This is a genomic window from Microbispora sp. KK1-11 (assembly GCF_006874435.1).
In the GTDB taxonomy this organism is placed as follows: Bacteria; Actinomycetota; Actinomycetes; order Streptosporangiales; family Streptosporangiaceae; genus Microbispora; species Microbispora catharanthi.
Map to the genome: position 1 here is coordinate 42063 of NZ_VIRJ01000033.1, position 13665 is coordinate 55727.

Below are 13665 nucleotides of genomic sequence, written 5' to 3' on the forward strand. Positions count from 1 at the left end.
CGGGCCCCGAGGGCGGGCTCGCCGCATCGTCACGGCACGGTTCCCTCCCGTGCGCGTGCGCCGCGGCATGCCTCCCTCCGGTCCGGCCGGGACTCGGAACGACGAGGAGAGGGCATCTGATGACCATCACCGACCCGGCCTCCGCGTCCGCGGACCCCGCGTCAGGGGAGCGCGGCGGGCCGCGGGCTTCGGCGGGAGATTCCGGACCCGGCGTCCCGCGCGGCCCCGTCCCCGCCGTCGGAGCCGTACGGCAGGCCCAGGCCCGCGCGGACGGCGCGTGGGACGCGGCGGGCGTCCTGCAGGCGATCGAGGAGGCGGCGGCCGGGGTCATCGCCGACCCGGAGAACTCGCGCCGTGCGGCCCGGCTGCTGAGCGGGCTGATCACGGAGGAGGCGGCGGCCGAGGGGGTGCGCACCTTCTCGGAGTCGGTCGCCGCCGCCCACGCCGCCGGGCTGCTGGGCGACCCCGTCGCCGCGTTCGTGGCCCGCGAGGCCGAGGCGCTCGACGCGCTGGTCGACCCGGCGGCCGACGACCGGTTCGAGTACTTCGGGCTGCGCACGGTCTACGACCGCTACCTGCTGCGCCACCCGGTCACCCGGCGCGTGCTCGAACGCCCGCAGCACTTCCTGCTGCGCGTCGCCTGCGGCCTGTCGGCCACGGTGGCCGAGGCGGCCGAGCTGTACGGCCTGATGTCCGCGCTGGCCTACCTGCCCAGCTCGCCGACGCTGTTCAATTCGGGCGCGCGGCGGCCGCAGCTGTCGTCGTGCTTCCTGCTCGACTCGCCCCGCGACGAGCTGGAGAGCATCTACGAGCGGTACGGCCAGGTGGCGCGGCTGTCGAAGTACTCCGGCGGCATCGGCATCGCCTGGACGCGGGTGCGCTCGCGCGGCTCGCTGATCCGGGGCACCAACGGCCTGTCCAACGGCATCGTCCCCTGGCTGCGCACGCTCGACGCGTCGGTGGCGGCCGTCAACCAGGGCGGCAGGCGCAAGGGCGCCGCCTGCGTCTACCTGGAGACCTGGCACGCCGACATCGAGGAGTTCCTGGAGCTTCGCGACAACACGGGCGAGGAGTCGCGCCGCACGCACAACCTCAACCTGGCCAACTGGGTGCCCGACGAGTTCATGCGCCGGGTGGAGGCGGACGGCACGTGGTCGCTGTTCGACCCCAAGGAGGCCCCCGAGCTGACCGACCTGTGGGGCGAGGCGTTCGACGCCCGCTACCGCGAGCTGGAGGCCGCCGGGCGGTATGTCCGGCAGGTGCCGGCCCGCGCCCTGTACGCCCGGATGATGCGCACCCTCGCCCAGACCGGCAACGGCTGGATGACGTTCAAGGACGCCGCCAACCGGGCCTCCAACCAGACCGCGCGGCCCGGCAACGTCATCCACCTGTCCAACCTGTGCACCGAGATCCTGGAGGTCACCGGCGACGGCGAGACCGCCGTGTGCAACCTCGGCTCGGTCAACCTCGCCGCGCACCTGACCCCCGAGGGCGACGCCGTCGACTTCGGCAGGCTGCGCGCCACGGTCCGCACCGCCGTACGGTTCCTGGACCGGACGATCGACCTCGGTTTCTACCCGACGCCCGAGGCGGAGGCGGCCAACCGGAAGTGGCGGCCCGTGGGGCTCGGCGTCATGGGGCTCGCCGACGTGTTCTTCGCGCTGCGCCTGCCGTTCGACTCGCCGGAGGCGCTGGCGCTGTCGACCCGCATCGCCGAGGAGATCGCGCTCGCGGCGTACGGCACCTCGGCCGACCTGGCCGCAGAACGGGGGCGCCACCCCGCCTACGAGGAGACCCGGGCGGCGGACGGCGTCCTGCACCTCGACCACTTCCCGTGCGCCCCGGCGCATCCCGAGGAGTGGGCCGCGCTGCGGGCGAGGATCGCGCGGACGGGGCTGCGCAACTCCCTGCTCGTCGCGATCGCGCCGACGGCCACGATCGCCTCGATCGCGGGCTGCTACGAGTGCGTCGAGCCGCAGGTGTCCAACGTCTTCAAGCGCGAGACGCTGTCGGGGGAGTTCCTGCAGGTCAACCGGTATCTCGTGCGGGACCTGCAGGCTCTCGGCCTGTGGACCAGGCCGATGCGCGACGCGATCAAGCTGAACGACGGCTCGATCCAGGACATCGCCGCCATCCCGGACGAGCTCAAGACGCTCTACCGCACCGCCTGGGAGCTGCCGCAGAAGGCGCTCATCGACCTGGCCGCCGCGCGGCAGCCGTACGTCGACCAGTCGCAGTCGCTCAACCTCTTCATGGCCGCCCCCACCATCGGCAAGCTCTCCTCGATGTACGCCTACGCCTGGCGGTCGGGCCTGAAGACCACCTACTACCTGCGCTCCCGCCCGGCGACGCGGATCGCCCAGACGACCGTGCCGGCCGTCGCCCCCGTCGAGGCGGTCGCCTGCTCCCTTGAGAACCCGGAGATCTGCGAGGCATGCCAATGAGAACGATGCTGCTCGACCCCGGCATGGACCTGACCCTGCGCCCCATGCGCTACCCCGGGTTCTACGAGAGGTACCGCGCGGCGATCAGGAACACCTGGACGGTCGAGGAGGTCGATCTCGCCTCCGACCTCGCCGACCTCGCGACCCTCGACGAGGGGGAGCGGCACCTGATCAACCGGCTCGTGGCGTTCTTCGCCACCGGCGACTCGATCGTGGCCAACAACCTGGTGCTGAACCTCTACCAGCACGTGAACGCCCCCGAGGCGCGGCTGTACCTGAGCCGCCAGTTGTTCGAGGAGGCGGTGCACGTCCAGTTCTACCTGACCCTGCTGGACACCTACCTGCCCGACCACGACGAGCGGGTGAAGGCGTTCGCCGCCGTCGAGCACATCCCGTCGATCCGCGACAAGGCCGAGTTCTGCTTCCGCTGGATCGACTCGATCAGCGAGCTGAGCCGGCTGGAGACCCGGGAGGACCGGCGGGCCTTCCTGCTCAACCTCGTCTGCTTCGCCGCCTGCATCGAGGGACTGTTCTTCTACGGCGCCTTCGCGTACGTCTACTGGTTCCGCTCGCGCGGGCTGCTCGGCGGCCTCGCGACCGGCACCAACTGGGTGTTCCGCGACGAGTCGATGCACATGGAGTTCGCCTTCGAGGTGGTGGACACCGTACGCCGCGAGGAGCCGGACCTGTTCGACGACGAGCTGGGGGCCCAGGTGACGCGGATGATTGAGGAGGCGGTCGCCGCCGAGCTCGCCTTCGCCCGCGACCTGTGCGGCGACGGGCACGGCGTCATGAGCGCCGGCAACATGCGGCGCTACCTGGAGTACGTCGCCGACCGCAGGCTCACCCGGCTCGGCCTGCCCGTGCGATACGGCACGGACAACCCCTTCCCGTTCATGGAGTTCCAGGACGTGCAGGAGCTGGCGAACTTCTTCGAGCGCCGGGTCTCGGCCTACCAGGTGGCCGTCGAGGGCGACGTCAGCTTCGACGAAGCCTTCTGACTCATCCGGTTTTCGGCGCTCCCATAAAGGGCAAAGGGAACGCCATGACGACGACAGGGGGCGCCGTCACAGCGGCAGCGTGGAACTGGGCGACCTTGGCGATCGCCGTGGCCACCGCGATCGTCGCGGTGGAACTGGTCCGGCGGGTGCTGAAATCGCGCCTGATAGGGGAGCGGTGGGCGCTCGCCGGGCCGTTCGCGCGCAGGTGCACCTGGCCGGGCTTCGCCTCGGCCGTGGTGGGCACCGTCAAGGCGGCCTACGACCCCGAGATGCCCGGGTCGGACTCCCACGGCTTCCAGCGCATGCTCGCGCTGCTGCTGATCGCCTGCGTGACCTGGCTGCTGATCCAGGCGGCGTACGCGGTGACCGACGTCGTCCTCGACCGGCTCACGCGGGTCGAGGGCGAGCGCAACCGCCGCGCCCGGCGCATCCGCACCCAGATCGCACTGGTGCGCCGGGTGTCGGCGGCGGTCGTCGTGGTGCTCGCGCTGGGGGCGATGCTGTTCACCTTCCCGCAGGTGCGGGCGCTCGGCGCCGGACTGCTCGCCTCCGCCGGGATCGCCGGCGTGGTGGGCGGCATCGCGGCCCAGTCCACGCTCGGCAACATGCTGGCCGGGCTGCAGCTCGCCTTCAGCGACGCGCTGCGGCTCGACGACGTGATCGTGGTGGAGGACGAGTGGGGCCGCATCGAGGAGCTGACCCTCACCTACGTGGCGCTGCGCCTGTGGGACGAGCGGCGGCTCATCCTGCCCGTGTCTTACTTCACCACCAACCCGTTCGAGAACTGGACGCGCCACGAAAGCCGCATCCTCGGCAGTGTCTACCTCCGGGTGGACTGGTCGATCCCGGTCGAAGAGGTGCGCACCGAGCTCTACCGGGCGCTGCGGGAGAACCCGCTGTGGGACCAGAAGGACTGGACGCTCCAGGTCACCGACATCACCCCGGAGGGGCTGGTCGAGCTGCGCGCCCTGATGAGCGCGGCCGACTCGGCGAGCGCCTTCGACCTGCGCTGCGACATCCGCGAGCATCTGGTGAAGTTCATCCGCGAGAAGTACCCCGAGAGCCTCCCGCGCCTGCGCGTCGAGACCCCCGCACGCTGAGCGTCGCATCCGCGCTCGGGTGTCACGGGGCGTTGGACGGCCGCAGGACCCTGCTCCCGCCCGCGATGAGCGCGGTGGCGAGGATCCAGCCCGCGGCGATCAGGCCGTTCGCCAGCCACTGGGTCCATCCGGCCGGCTCCCAGGCGCCCCGCTGCTCGAACACGCTCACCGGCACGAGCAGGTCGAGCGTGTAGACGAAGGCGTTGAAGTGGCGCGACTCGTCCAGCCCGATCTGGTGCGGCGGCCACTGCGTGAAGATCGCCGTGCCCGTCGCGAGGAGCAGCGCGGCCCACAGGCCGGCGAGCCAGGGCCGGTAGCCGTAGCCGACGAGCCCGTCGAGCAGCCGGCCCCACAGCCGCCCGGGCAGCCGCAGCGTCCGCCGCCGCGCCCGCTGCCTGGCCAGCAGCACCCGGCGCGCGTCCGGCTCGTGCCCGATGCGCCGGCAGTAGGCGGCCAGCTGCTCGTACGGCTGGGGCCGGTAGCCCGCGGGATCGCGCCGCAGGCAGGAGAGCCGGTCCGCCATGGCCGCGGGCCCGCGCAGCGACTCGTACGTCAGCCCGTTGAGCTTCACGTCGCCCGGGTAGCTCTCCGGGCGGTCGAACAGCACGCCGAAGCGGGAGTAGCCGAGGTTGACCTCGCCCTCGATCGACTCGGGCAGCAGGATGAGCTCGTCCGCCTGCATGTGGCTCAGGTGCAGCACCCGGCCCCGCGCCCGCAGCACCGCGCCGTGGAACGACAGGACCCCGCCGATGCGCGCGCCGCGCAGCCGTACGGTGCCGTGGGCGGTGAAACCCGCGCCGAGTTCGGCCGCGGCGGCCTGCAGGTGGTCGGCGTGCACGGCGGGGGTGCCGTCCGCGGTGATGACGGCGCCCTGGAGGTAGAGCCCGCTGGAGAAGCGGGCGCCGATCAGTCGCAGGCCGCCCGTGGCCCGCATGTCGCGTAAGAAGGCGCTGCCGTCCACGACGAGCCCGCCGGCCCACAGCGCGACCGACTCCCAGGTCCGCGGCTCCTCCGATCCCTCGGGTCCGTTCCAGGAGCCCGCCTCCGACGGGTCGGCCCCCGGTTCCCGGTACGGCGCCTCACCGGGGGTGCCCACCCGCGTGCCGGAGAGCCTGAGCTGCCCGGTCACGTGGGCGTTGTCCAGGCGAACCCCCGCGCGGACGACCGATCCGTCGAGGTCGAGGAGCCCGTCGACCGTGGCCCGGCTGGCCCGGAAGCGGAGGATGTCGCAGCGCCGCAGCCGCACGCCCCTGGTCCTGGCGTCGTTGAGCGAGACCGTTCCGGCGATGTGGCAGTCGAGCAGGTGGATCTTCGCCTCGATCGTGGCGTCGGACAGGTTGAGGTCGCCGACGATCCGGGCTCCGGCGAGCCGGACGCCCGGCACCCGGGCCGATCCGCCGACGCCCCGGTCGAGCACCAGGGCGGAGATCACCTCCGCCCGGACCATCCGGGAGCGGCCCCACAACCCTTCTGAGCCCCGCGCGCCCCCGGAGGAGGAGTCCGCTTCACGCCCGTCACGCAGGTCGACCCAGGCGCCGGTGGGGTAGGCGTCCCAGAGCCGTCGCTCGGCGGGGGTGAGCCGGCGGAAAGGGGGCCGCGATCTTCCCATGGACCGACGATATCGCCGATCTTCGAAGGGCCGGCCCTCCGGCGGACCGGCCGGCGCGCCGCGGAGAGTGTGACACCGACAAGAGGAACGTCATGGACAACCATCTGAACGGGCGCGTACGGGCGCGCTCGCTGGGCGTCGTCGTCGGCGCGTTGCCGACCGGGCCGCTGAACGCGATCACCGATGTCGAGGGGGTCCTGGTGGGTCACACCACGATCGATGACGGCGCCGATCTCCACACCGGGGTCACCGCCGTCGTCCCCCGGCAGCTGATCGCCGGGAGGCGGAACCTGCCCGCGGCCGTCTACGCCGGCAACGGGTACGGCAAGCTGGTCGGCTCGACCCAGGTCGACGAACTCGGCGTGCTGGAGTCGCCCGTCGTCCTGACCGCCACGTTGTCGGTGTTCCGGGCCGCCGACGCGCTGCTCACCTATCTGATGGGCCGCCGCCCTGACGGCATCTCCTTCAATCCCCTGGTGGGCGAGACCAACGACGGCTTCCTGTCCGACATCCGGCGCCGCCCCATCACCGAACGGCACGTTCTCGACGCGCTGGAGGGAGCGTCCGGCGGGTTGCCCGGGGAGGGATGCGTGGGGGCGGGGACCGGGACGACGGCCCTGGGGTTCAAGGCCGGTATCGGCACCTCCTCCCGGCGGCAGGTGGTGGACGGCGCTCCGGTCACGGTCGGGGCGCTCGTCCAGTCCAACTTCGGTGGCGTGCTGACCGTCCGCGGTGTCCCGATGCCGGCCGGCGAGCTCATCCCGGGGGCCGATCATCACGAGCAGGCCGGTGGCTCCTGCATGATCGTGGTGGCCACCGACGCGCCGCTCGACGCGCGCCGGCTGGGCCGCCTCGCCCGCCGGGCGATCTTCGCGATGGGTCGTGTGGGCGCGTCGTACTCCCACGGCAGCGGCGACTACGCGATCGCCTTCACCACGGCGCAGCCGTCGTTCCCGCCACTGCCCGACGAGGCGCTGAACCCCGTCTTCGCCGCGGTCATGGACGCGGTCGAGGAGGCGCTGCTCAACTCCCTGTTCACCGCCACGACCACCACCGGCTTCCGCGGCCGCACGAGCCATGCGGTCCCCTACGACCGGCTCCCGGGCACGGACGGCCGCACCACGATCACGTGAGCGGCCGCCAGGGGTGTCGGGAGCCGGGCGTCGGGAACTGGGCGTTGGGAACTGGGCGTTGGGATCCGGGCGCGTCAGGCACCGCAGTCGCAGCAGCAGCCGTCCCCGCAGCAGCAGCCGTCTCCCGAGCAGCAGTCGGAGCAGTCGGAGCACGCCGAGCAGCAGTCGCAGCATCCGGAGCAGTCGGGGCAGCCGTCGCAGCCGCTGCAGAAGCAGCGGTCCATGCACTGCTCCTGCCGATACTCGCTCCACGGCGGGCGGTAGAGCCCGCAGGTCAGGAAGGTCGTCACCCCGGCGACCGCCGTCAGCGCGATCCCCGGGCGCCCGCCCGGCGGCTCCTCCGGCGGCCCGCCGGGAGGGGTGTCGAAGGGCGCGGGGGAGGTGTCCCCGGCCGGCGTTCGGTGCGCCGCGCAGGCGGCGCCGTGGGCGCGCGGCCCGAACGCCCGGTCGACGGCGCGGCGGGTCTCGCCGTACAGCAGCGCCTCGACCAGGTGCCGCTCCTCCAGGTCGAGGTCGCGTACGGCCAGGCGCAGCCCGTGCAGCGCCTCCTCGCACACGCGCCGGGCCTCCGCGAGCGAGGTGCCGGTCGCGTCCAGCGGGTTGTACGCCCCGCGGGCCCGGTCCTCGGCGAGGTCCTCGACCGCGTCGATCAGGTGCGCGATGCGGCCGAAGAAACGGCCGGCCTCACGCAGGCTCTCGGCGTTGCCCGGCCGGCCCGCGAGCGTGGCCGTGTGCGCGAAGGCCGCGGCCACGGCGGTCTCCGTGGGCTCGGTGACGTCGAGCAGCCCGCGCCCGGGGGACGCCTCCAGCAGCGCCTGGCGGGCGGAGACCTCGGTCAGGACGGCCGTGTCGAAGCCGATCGACTCCGCGCCGCGCCGGGCCGCCGAGGCCCAGGCGGCGGCCGTGGCGCGCATCGGGAGGCCGGCCACGCGCCGGGCCGCGATCCCGTCGCCGTCGGACACGTGGTCGCGGATCTTGCCCGAGGCGAGGGCCAGCGAGACCACGGCGGCCAGGCGGGCGCCCCGGTCGTCCGACGGCACCACCTCCGCCGGCCGGAAGCCGCGCAGCGCGCACGGCCCGGCGGTCCGCCGGTTCGGCCCGGCCGCCGACCGGGCCTGTGACTGGGCTTCAGTCAGGACGGACAGGATGAGGCCGTCGTAGTTGGTCGCCATGCGGGCCAGATGTCCGTGCCGGTCCCGCAACGTCAGGCAGAGCCCGCACAGATGCGCGCGCCAGGCCTCGTGGACGGACGGGCAGGAGTGGCGGGCACACGGCCGGAGGATCCCGAACACCCAGAGACTCCTTGGGGGGTCATGCGTACGGGATCATCCCGTTGCGCGGCGATTATGCCATCACAGGCCGGGACCCTGCCGGAGCAGCTTGGCGGGTGGGCTGGACAATCGAGGCATGGAAGTTACCGACGGGTTCGAACTGACCCTCGACGAGCACGTCGCCACCCTCACCCTCAACCGGCCCGCCAAGCGCAACGCCGTGACCGCCGCGATGTGGCGGGCGCTGCCGGGCATCCTGGCGGACCTCGCCGCCGAGCCGAAGGCACGTGTCCTCATCCTTACCGGAGCCGGGGGATCTTTCTGCTCCGGTGCTGATATTTCGGAAATTCATGAGCTTGGCGATAACAACGATGACACCGGTCTTACCGTTGCCGCGGAGCACGCATTGGTGACCTTTCCCAAACCCGTGATCGCGATGATCGAGGGATACTGCGTCGGCGGCGGATGCCAGCTCGCGCTCGCCTGCGATCTGCGCGTCGCGGCGGCCGGGGCCCGCTTCGGCGTCACCCCGGCCAAGCTCGGGATCGTCTATCCGCTCACCTCCACGCGGCGGCTCGCGGAGATCGCCGGGCCCGCCACCGCGAAGCTTCTGCTCTTCTCGGCCGAGCTCATCAGTGCAGATCACGCCCTGCGTACCGGTCTGGTCGACGAGGTGTGCCCGCCGGAGGACCTGCGTGAGCGCGTCTACGGCCTGGCGGCCACGATGGCCGGCAGGTCCCGGCTGACGCTGGCGGCGGCCAAGCAGATCATCGACGGCCGGGCCGGGGAGGCCGAGGTGCGCGCCTGGCAGCGGGAGGCCAGGGAGAGCGGCGAAATAGCTGAAGGTGTCCGGGCATATCAGGAGGGGCGTTCCCCTGGATTCTCTTGGGATGCAAAATAGGCATAAACGGGACTCGCAGTGGTAATGACCCTGTGAGGTGTGAGATGTCGCAGAATCCATTCGCCAGGTTCGCCCGATGGCTGGGGCTTGACAGGAATCCGCTTCGGCGCCGGTGCGACCGGGTCGAAGCGGTGGTCCGGCTTGCCGCGGTGCTGGGAGTCGTGGCCGCGATCGTGTTCGGCGTGATGCTGGGCATGCGCGAGTACGGCAACGGCCTGAGGACCGAGGCCCAGCAGGCGCGCGCCCGGCATCAGGTCGCCGCCACCCTGACGGGTGACGTGACGACGCCCCGGCTGTCGGTGGCCGGAGCGGCGGTCGGGCACGCCCAGGCCACCTGGGTGGCCCCCGACGGCACGGTGAGGACCGGTGTCATCGAGGTCTCGCCCAGCAGGCATGCGGGTGAGACCGTGCGCATCTGGACCGACGGCACAGGCGTGATCACGCCCAGGCCGCAGGACCGGGAGACCACGGTGGTCGCCGCGCTGACCGTCGGCACGGGCGTTCCGCTGGCCGCCGCCGCGATTCTCGCGCTGCTGGTGACCTGCACCCGCCTGGTCAACCAGCGCAGGGCCCGCCGGGTGTGGGAGGCCCAGTGGACCGTGGTCGAGCCCATGTGGCGGATCAACGGCCGCTGAGCCGCCCGGACGCGGGCCGGCTCAGCGGTCGACGATCTCGTTCTTCCCGATCACGACCACACCGCTGCGGGTGACCGCGAAACGCTGGCGGTCGTACTCCAGGTCGAAGCCGATCCGGGCGCCGTCGGGGATGACCACGTTCTTGTCGATGATGGCCTTGCGGACGATCGCGCCTCTGCCGATCTTGACCGAACCCATCAGCACCGAGTCCTCGACGTGCGAGTGGGAGTGCAGCACCACGCCGGGGGACAGGATCGAGCGCAGCGCGGTGCCGCCCGACACGATCACCCCGGGCGACACGAGCGACTCCAGCGCATGCCCCACCCGGTCGCCCTCGTTGTGCACGAACTTGGCCGGCGGCAGCGGATCGTTGCCGGTGTAGATCGGCCACCGGTCGTTGTAGAGGTTGAAGACCGGCTGCACCGAGATGAGGTCCATGTTGGCCTCGTAGTAGGCGTCGAGCGTCCCCACGTCGCGCCAGTAGCCGCGGTCGCGCTCGGTGGACCCGGGCACCACGTTGTTCGCGAAGTCGTACACCTCGGCGCCGCCGCTCTTGACGAACATCGGGATGATGTTGCCGCCGAGGTCGTGCTTGCTGCTGGGGTCGAGGGCGTCCTCGCGCAGGGCCTCGATGAGGGCCTGGGTCTTGAAGACGTAGTTGCCCATCGAGGCGAAGATCTGGTCGGGTGCGTCGGGCAGGCCCACCGCGTCCTTCGGCTTCTCGCGGAACGCGACGATCCGGCGGCCGGAGGGGTCCGCCTCGATGACCCCGAACTGGTCGGCCAGTTCGAGGGGCTGGCGGATCGCGGCGACGGTCACGTCCGCGCCCGAGTCGATGTGCTGGTCGACCATCTGGCGGGGATCCATCCGGTAGATGTGGTCCGCGCCGAAGACGATCACGTGATCGGGCATCTCGTCGTAGATCAGGTTGAGATTCTGGAACAGCGCGTCGGCCGATCCGGCGAACCAGCGCGGGCCCAGCCGCTGCTGCGCGGGCACCGGGGTCACGTAGTTGCCGAGCATCGACGACAGCCGCCACGTCCGGGAGATGTGCCGGTCCAGGCTGTGGTTCTTGTACTGCGTCAGCACCACGATCTGCCAGTAGTGCGCGTTCGCCAGATTCGACAGAACGAAGTCGATGAGCCGGTAGATGCCGCCGAAGGGCACGGCGGGCTTGGCCCGGTCCGCGGTCAGCGGCATCAGCCGCTTGCCCTCTCCACCCGCGAGCACGATCGCCAGGACCTTCATAGGCAGGACCTTAACCCGCGAAATGGCTAACAAACACCAGGGACACCGGCAAACAGTGCGGATCAGGGACTCTAAGCTCACACGTATGCGTGTCGATCTGCTGAGCCGTGAGTATCCGCCCGAGGTGTACGGCGGCGCCGGAGTCCATGTCGAGTACCTCGCGCGGGAGCTTCGTGGGCTGGCCGACGTGCGGGTCCGCTGCTTCGGCGCCCCGCGCGAGGAGCCGGGCGTGCGGGCCTACCCGGTCCCCGGGGGACTGTCCGGCGCGAACGCCGCCCTGCAGGTGCTCGGCGTCGACGTCGAGATGGCGGCCGGCTGCGAGGGCGCCGACGTCGTGCACAGCCACACCTGGTACGCGAACTTCGCCGGCCACGTCGCCAAGATGCTGTACGGCGTGCCGCACGTGATGACCACGCACAGCCTGGAGCCGCTGCGCCCGTGGAAGGCCGAGCAGCTCGGGGGTGGCTACACGCTCTCGTCGTGGGCGGAGCGGACCGCGCTCCACGCGGCCGACGCGATCATCGCGGTGTCCGAGGGCATGCGGCGCGACGTGCTCACGGCCTACCCGGAGGTCCCCGCCGAGCGCGTACGCGTGATCCACAACGGCATCGACACCGAGGAGTACGCGCCGTCCCGGGGCACCGAGGCCCTGGTCAGGCACGGCATCGACCCGGCCGTGCCGTACGTCGTCTTCGTGGGGCGCATCACCCGGCAGAAGGGCCTGGTGCACCTGCTCCACGCGGCCCGGTCGTTCGACCCGGCGGCGCAGCTCGTGCTGTGCGCGGGCGCGCCCGACACGCCGGAGATCGCCGAGGAGGTCACGGCGCTCGTGCGCGAGTTGTCGGCCTCCCGCAAGGGCGTGGTGTGGATCTCCGAGATGCTGCCCAGGCCCGAGGTGATCCAGATCCTCACGCACGCCACCGTGTTCGTGTGCCCCTCGGTGTACGAGCCCATGGGCATCGTGAACCTGGAGGCGATGGCGTGCGAGACCGCCGTCGTGGCGACCGCGACCGGAGGCATCCCCGAGGTCGTCGCCGACGGCGAGACGGGCCTGCTCGTCCCGATCGACCAGGGCGGGGACGGCGAGCCGCACGACCCGGAGGCGTTCGCCGCGGCGCTGGCCGAGCGGGTGAACACGGTGCTCGGCGACCCGCGCCTCGCGGCCGCGATGGGCGAGGCCGGGCGCGTGCGCGCGATCGACCACTTCTCCTGGCGGCGGATCGCCGAGCGGACCCACGAGCTCTACGCGTCGCTCACGAACCGGGGGTGATCATGGTGACGCCCGGATGCGCGCCCGGCCGGGTCAGCGCGTCCGGCGCGTCGTCCAGGCCGATGGTGCGGGTGACCAGCAGGTCGGGGCGGAGCACGCCCGCCGCGATCAGCTCCAGCATCGGGGGATAGGCGTGGGCGGCCATGCCGTGGCTGCCCGCGATCTCCAGCTCGTGCGCGATCACCCGGCCCATCGGCAGGGCCGTCCGACCGGGAAGCAGGCCCACCTGCACGTGGCGGCCCCGCCTGCGCAGGCTGCCGATCGACGCGGCGCAGGTGGCGGCGGCGCCCAGCGCGTCGAGGGAGACGTCGGCGCCGCCGCCCCCGGCCGCCGCCCTGACCCGCGCGGCCGACTCCTCGGGAGAGTCGCCCTCGCCGAGCAGGACGCACTCGGCCGCGCCGAACCGCCGGGCCAGGTCGAGCGCGGCGGGGGACACGTCCACCGCGACGACCCGCGCCCCCACGGCGGCGCCGATCATCACGGCCGACAGCCCGACCCCGCCGCAGCCGTGGACGGCGAGCCACTGGCCCGCCCGGACCCGCCCCTGCTCGACGACGGCGCGGAACGCGGTGGCGAAGCGGCAGCCCAGGCTCGCCGCCGTGGCGAACGCCATGCCGTCCGGCAGCCGCACGAGGTTCACGTCGGCGTGGTCGATCGCCACCAGCTCGGCGAACGATCCCCAGTGGGTGAAGCCGGGCTGGGTCTGCCGCTCGCACACCTGCTGGTTGCCGGTCGTGCACTCGCGGCAGCTCCCGCAGGCGCAGATGAACGGCACCATCACCCGGTCGCCCGCCCGCCAGAGGCTCACCCCCGGGCCGGCCGAGTCCACCACACCCGCCAGCTCGTGCCCGGGCACGTGGGGCAGCACCGTGATGTCCGCGTCGTGGCCCATCCACCCGTGCCAGTCGCTGCGGCACACCCCGGTCGCCTCGACCCTGATCACCACGCCGTCCGGCGGCGCCACCGGGTCCGCCACCTCGCGCACATCGGCCCGCCCGCCGAACTCCTCGTACACCACCGCGCGCATGTCACGCTCCTTTCCCAGGCCGTACG

11 protein-coding genes are annotated in these 13665 nt (G+C 72.2%); 7 read left to right on the plus strand and 4 right to left on the minus strand.

All coding sequences use genetic code 11. The features are described 5' to 3' along the window. Nucleotides 1-119: 119 nt before the first annotated feature. The 3 genes from FLW16_RS34870 to FLW16_RS34880 are packed head-to-tail and all read left to right on the plus strand — an operon-like array spanning nucleotide 120 to nucleotide 4545. Complete coding sequence (locus tag FLW16_RS34870; RefSeq protein WP_142564721.1) at nucleotides 120-2444, plus strand: ribonucleoside-diphosphate reductase subunit alpha; 2325 nt, start codon at nucleotides 120-122, stop codon at nucleotides 2442-2444. Then, nucleotides 2435-3445, plus strand: a complete 1011-nt coding sequence (locus FLW16_RS34875; RefSeq protein WP_260615910.1) for a ribonucleotide-diphosphate reductase subunit beta — start codon at nucleotides 2435-2437, stop codon at nucleotides 3443-3445. Before FLW16_RS34870 ends, FLW16_RS34875 begins: the two co-directional genes overlap by 10 nt. Nucleotides 3446-3489: 44 nt before the next feature. Continuing rightward, on the plus strand, nucleotides 3490-4545 hold the full coding sequence (locus tag FLW16_RS34880) for a mechanosensitive ion channel family protein (RefSeq protein ID WP_142564723.1): 1056 nt from the start codon (nucleotides 3490-3492) through the stop codon (nucleotides 4543-4545). Between the two features lie 22 nt (nucleotides 4546-4567). On the opposite strand, the gene FLW16_RS34885 is transcribed toward FLW16_RS34880, so the two are convergent. Continuing rightward, a complete protein-coding gene (locus FLW16_RS34885; protein WP_142564724.1) occupies nucleotides 4568-6154 on the minus strand; it encodes a hypothetical protein in 1587 nt (528 codons plus the stop codon). Nucleotides 6155-6246: 92 nt separating this feature from the next. On the opposite strand from FLW16_RS34885, the gene FLW16_RS34890 reads away from it, so the two are divergent. Next, nucleotides 6247-7287: a P1 family peptidase gene (locus FLW16_RS34890; protein WP_142564726.1), complete on the plus strand. Its 1041-nt coding sequence runs from the start codon at nucleotides 6247-6249 to the stop codon at nucleotides 7285-7287. 74 nt (nucleotides 7288-7361) lie between these two features. On the opposite strand, the gene FLW16_RS34895 is transcribed toward FLW16_RS34890, so the two are convergent. Beyond that, complete coding sequence (locus FLW16_RS34895) at nucleotides 7362-8579, minus strand: DUF5685 family protein (RefSeq protein WP_142564728.1); 1218 nt, start codon at nucleotides 8577-8579, stop codon at nucleotides 7362-7364. 88 nt (nucleotides 8580-8667) lie between these two features. On the opposite strand from FLW16_RS34895, the gene FLW16_RS34900 reads away from it, so the two are divergent. Beyond that, entirely contained in the window at nucleotides 8668-9459 is a 792-nt protein-coding gene (locus tag FLW16_RS34900; protein ID WP_260615912.1) for an enoyl-CoA hydratase/isomerase family protein, read from the plus strand. A 44-nt stretch (nucleotides 9460-9503) separates the two neighbouring features. Beyond that, complete coding sequence (locus FLW16_RS34905) at nucleotides 9504-10094, plus strand: hypothetical protein (RefSeq protein WP_142564730.1); 591 nt, start codon at nucleotides 9504-9506, stop codon at nucleotides 10092-10094. 21 nt (nucleotides 10095-10115) lie between these two features. Here FLW16_RS34905 and glgC read toward each other — a convergent pair whose 3' ends face one another. Then, complete coding sequence (gene glgC, locus FLW16_RS34910) at nucleotides 10116-11423, minus strand: glucose-1-phosphate adenylyltransferase (RefSeq protein ID WP_260615914.1); 1308 nt, start codon at nucleotides 11421-11423, stop codon at nucleotides 10116-10118. Between the two features lie 4 nt (nucleotides 11424-11427). On the opposite strand from glgC, the gene glgA reads away from it, so the two are divergent. Beyond that, nucleotides 11428-12612 (plus strand): glycogen synthase, encoded by a 1185-nt coding sequence (glgA, locus tag FLW16_RS34915; RefSeq protein WP_142564732.1) that lies wholly within the window; start codon nucleotides 11428-11430, stop codon nucleotides 12610-12612. On the opposite strand, the gene FLW16_RS34920 is transcribed toward glgA, so the two are convergent. Further along, nucleotides 12596-13639, minus strand: a complete 1044-nt coding sequence (locus tag FLW16_RS34920; protein ID WP_142564734.1) for an alcohol dehydrogenase catalytic domain-containing protein — start codon at nucleotides 13637-13639, stop codon at nucleotides 12596-12598. The two genes, glgA and FLW16_RS34920, sit on opposite strands and share 17 nt — an antisense overlap. Between the last annotated feature and the right edge of the window lie 26 nt (nucleotides 13640-13665).

Bases quoted from the DNA above. Each gene is read 5' to 3' on its own strand.
- FLW16_RS34880 (WP_142564723.1), top strand. From the start codon at position 3,490: ATGACGACGACAGGGGGCGCCGTCACAGCGGCAGCGTGGAACTGGGCG.
- glgA (WP_142564732.1), top strand. From the start codon at position 11,428: ATGCGTGTCGATCTGCTGAGCCGTGAGTATCCGCCCGAGGTGTACGGC.
- FLW16_RS34870 (WP_142564721.1), top strand. From the start codon at position 120: ATGACCATCACCGACCCGGCCTCCGCGTCCGCGGACCCCGCGTCAGGG.
- FLW16_RS34920 (WP_142564734.1), bottom strand. From the start codon at position 13,639: ATGCGCGCGGTGGTGTACGAGGAGTTCGGCGGGCGGGCCGATGTGCGC.
- FLW16_RS34905 (WP_142564730.1), top strand. From the start codon at position 9,504: ATGTCGCAGAATCCATTCGCCAGGTTCGCCCGATGGCTGGGGCTTGAC.
- FLW16_RS34885 (WP_142564724.1), bottom strand. From the start codon at position 6,154: ATGGGAAGATCGCGGCCCCCTTTCCGCCGGCTCACCCCCGCCGAGCGA.
- FLW16_RS34890 (WP_142564726.1), top strand. From the start codon at position 6,247: ATGGACAACCATCTGAACGGGCGCGTACGGGCGCGCTCGCTGGGCGTC.
- FLW16_RS34875 (WP_260615910.1), top strand. From the start codon at position 2,435: ATGCCAATGAGAACGATGCTGCTCGACCCCGGCATGGACCTGACCCTG.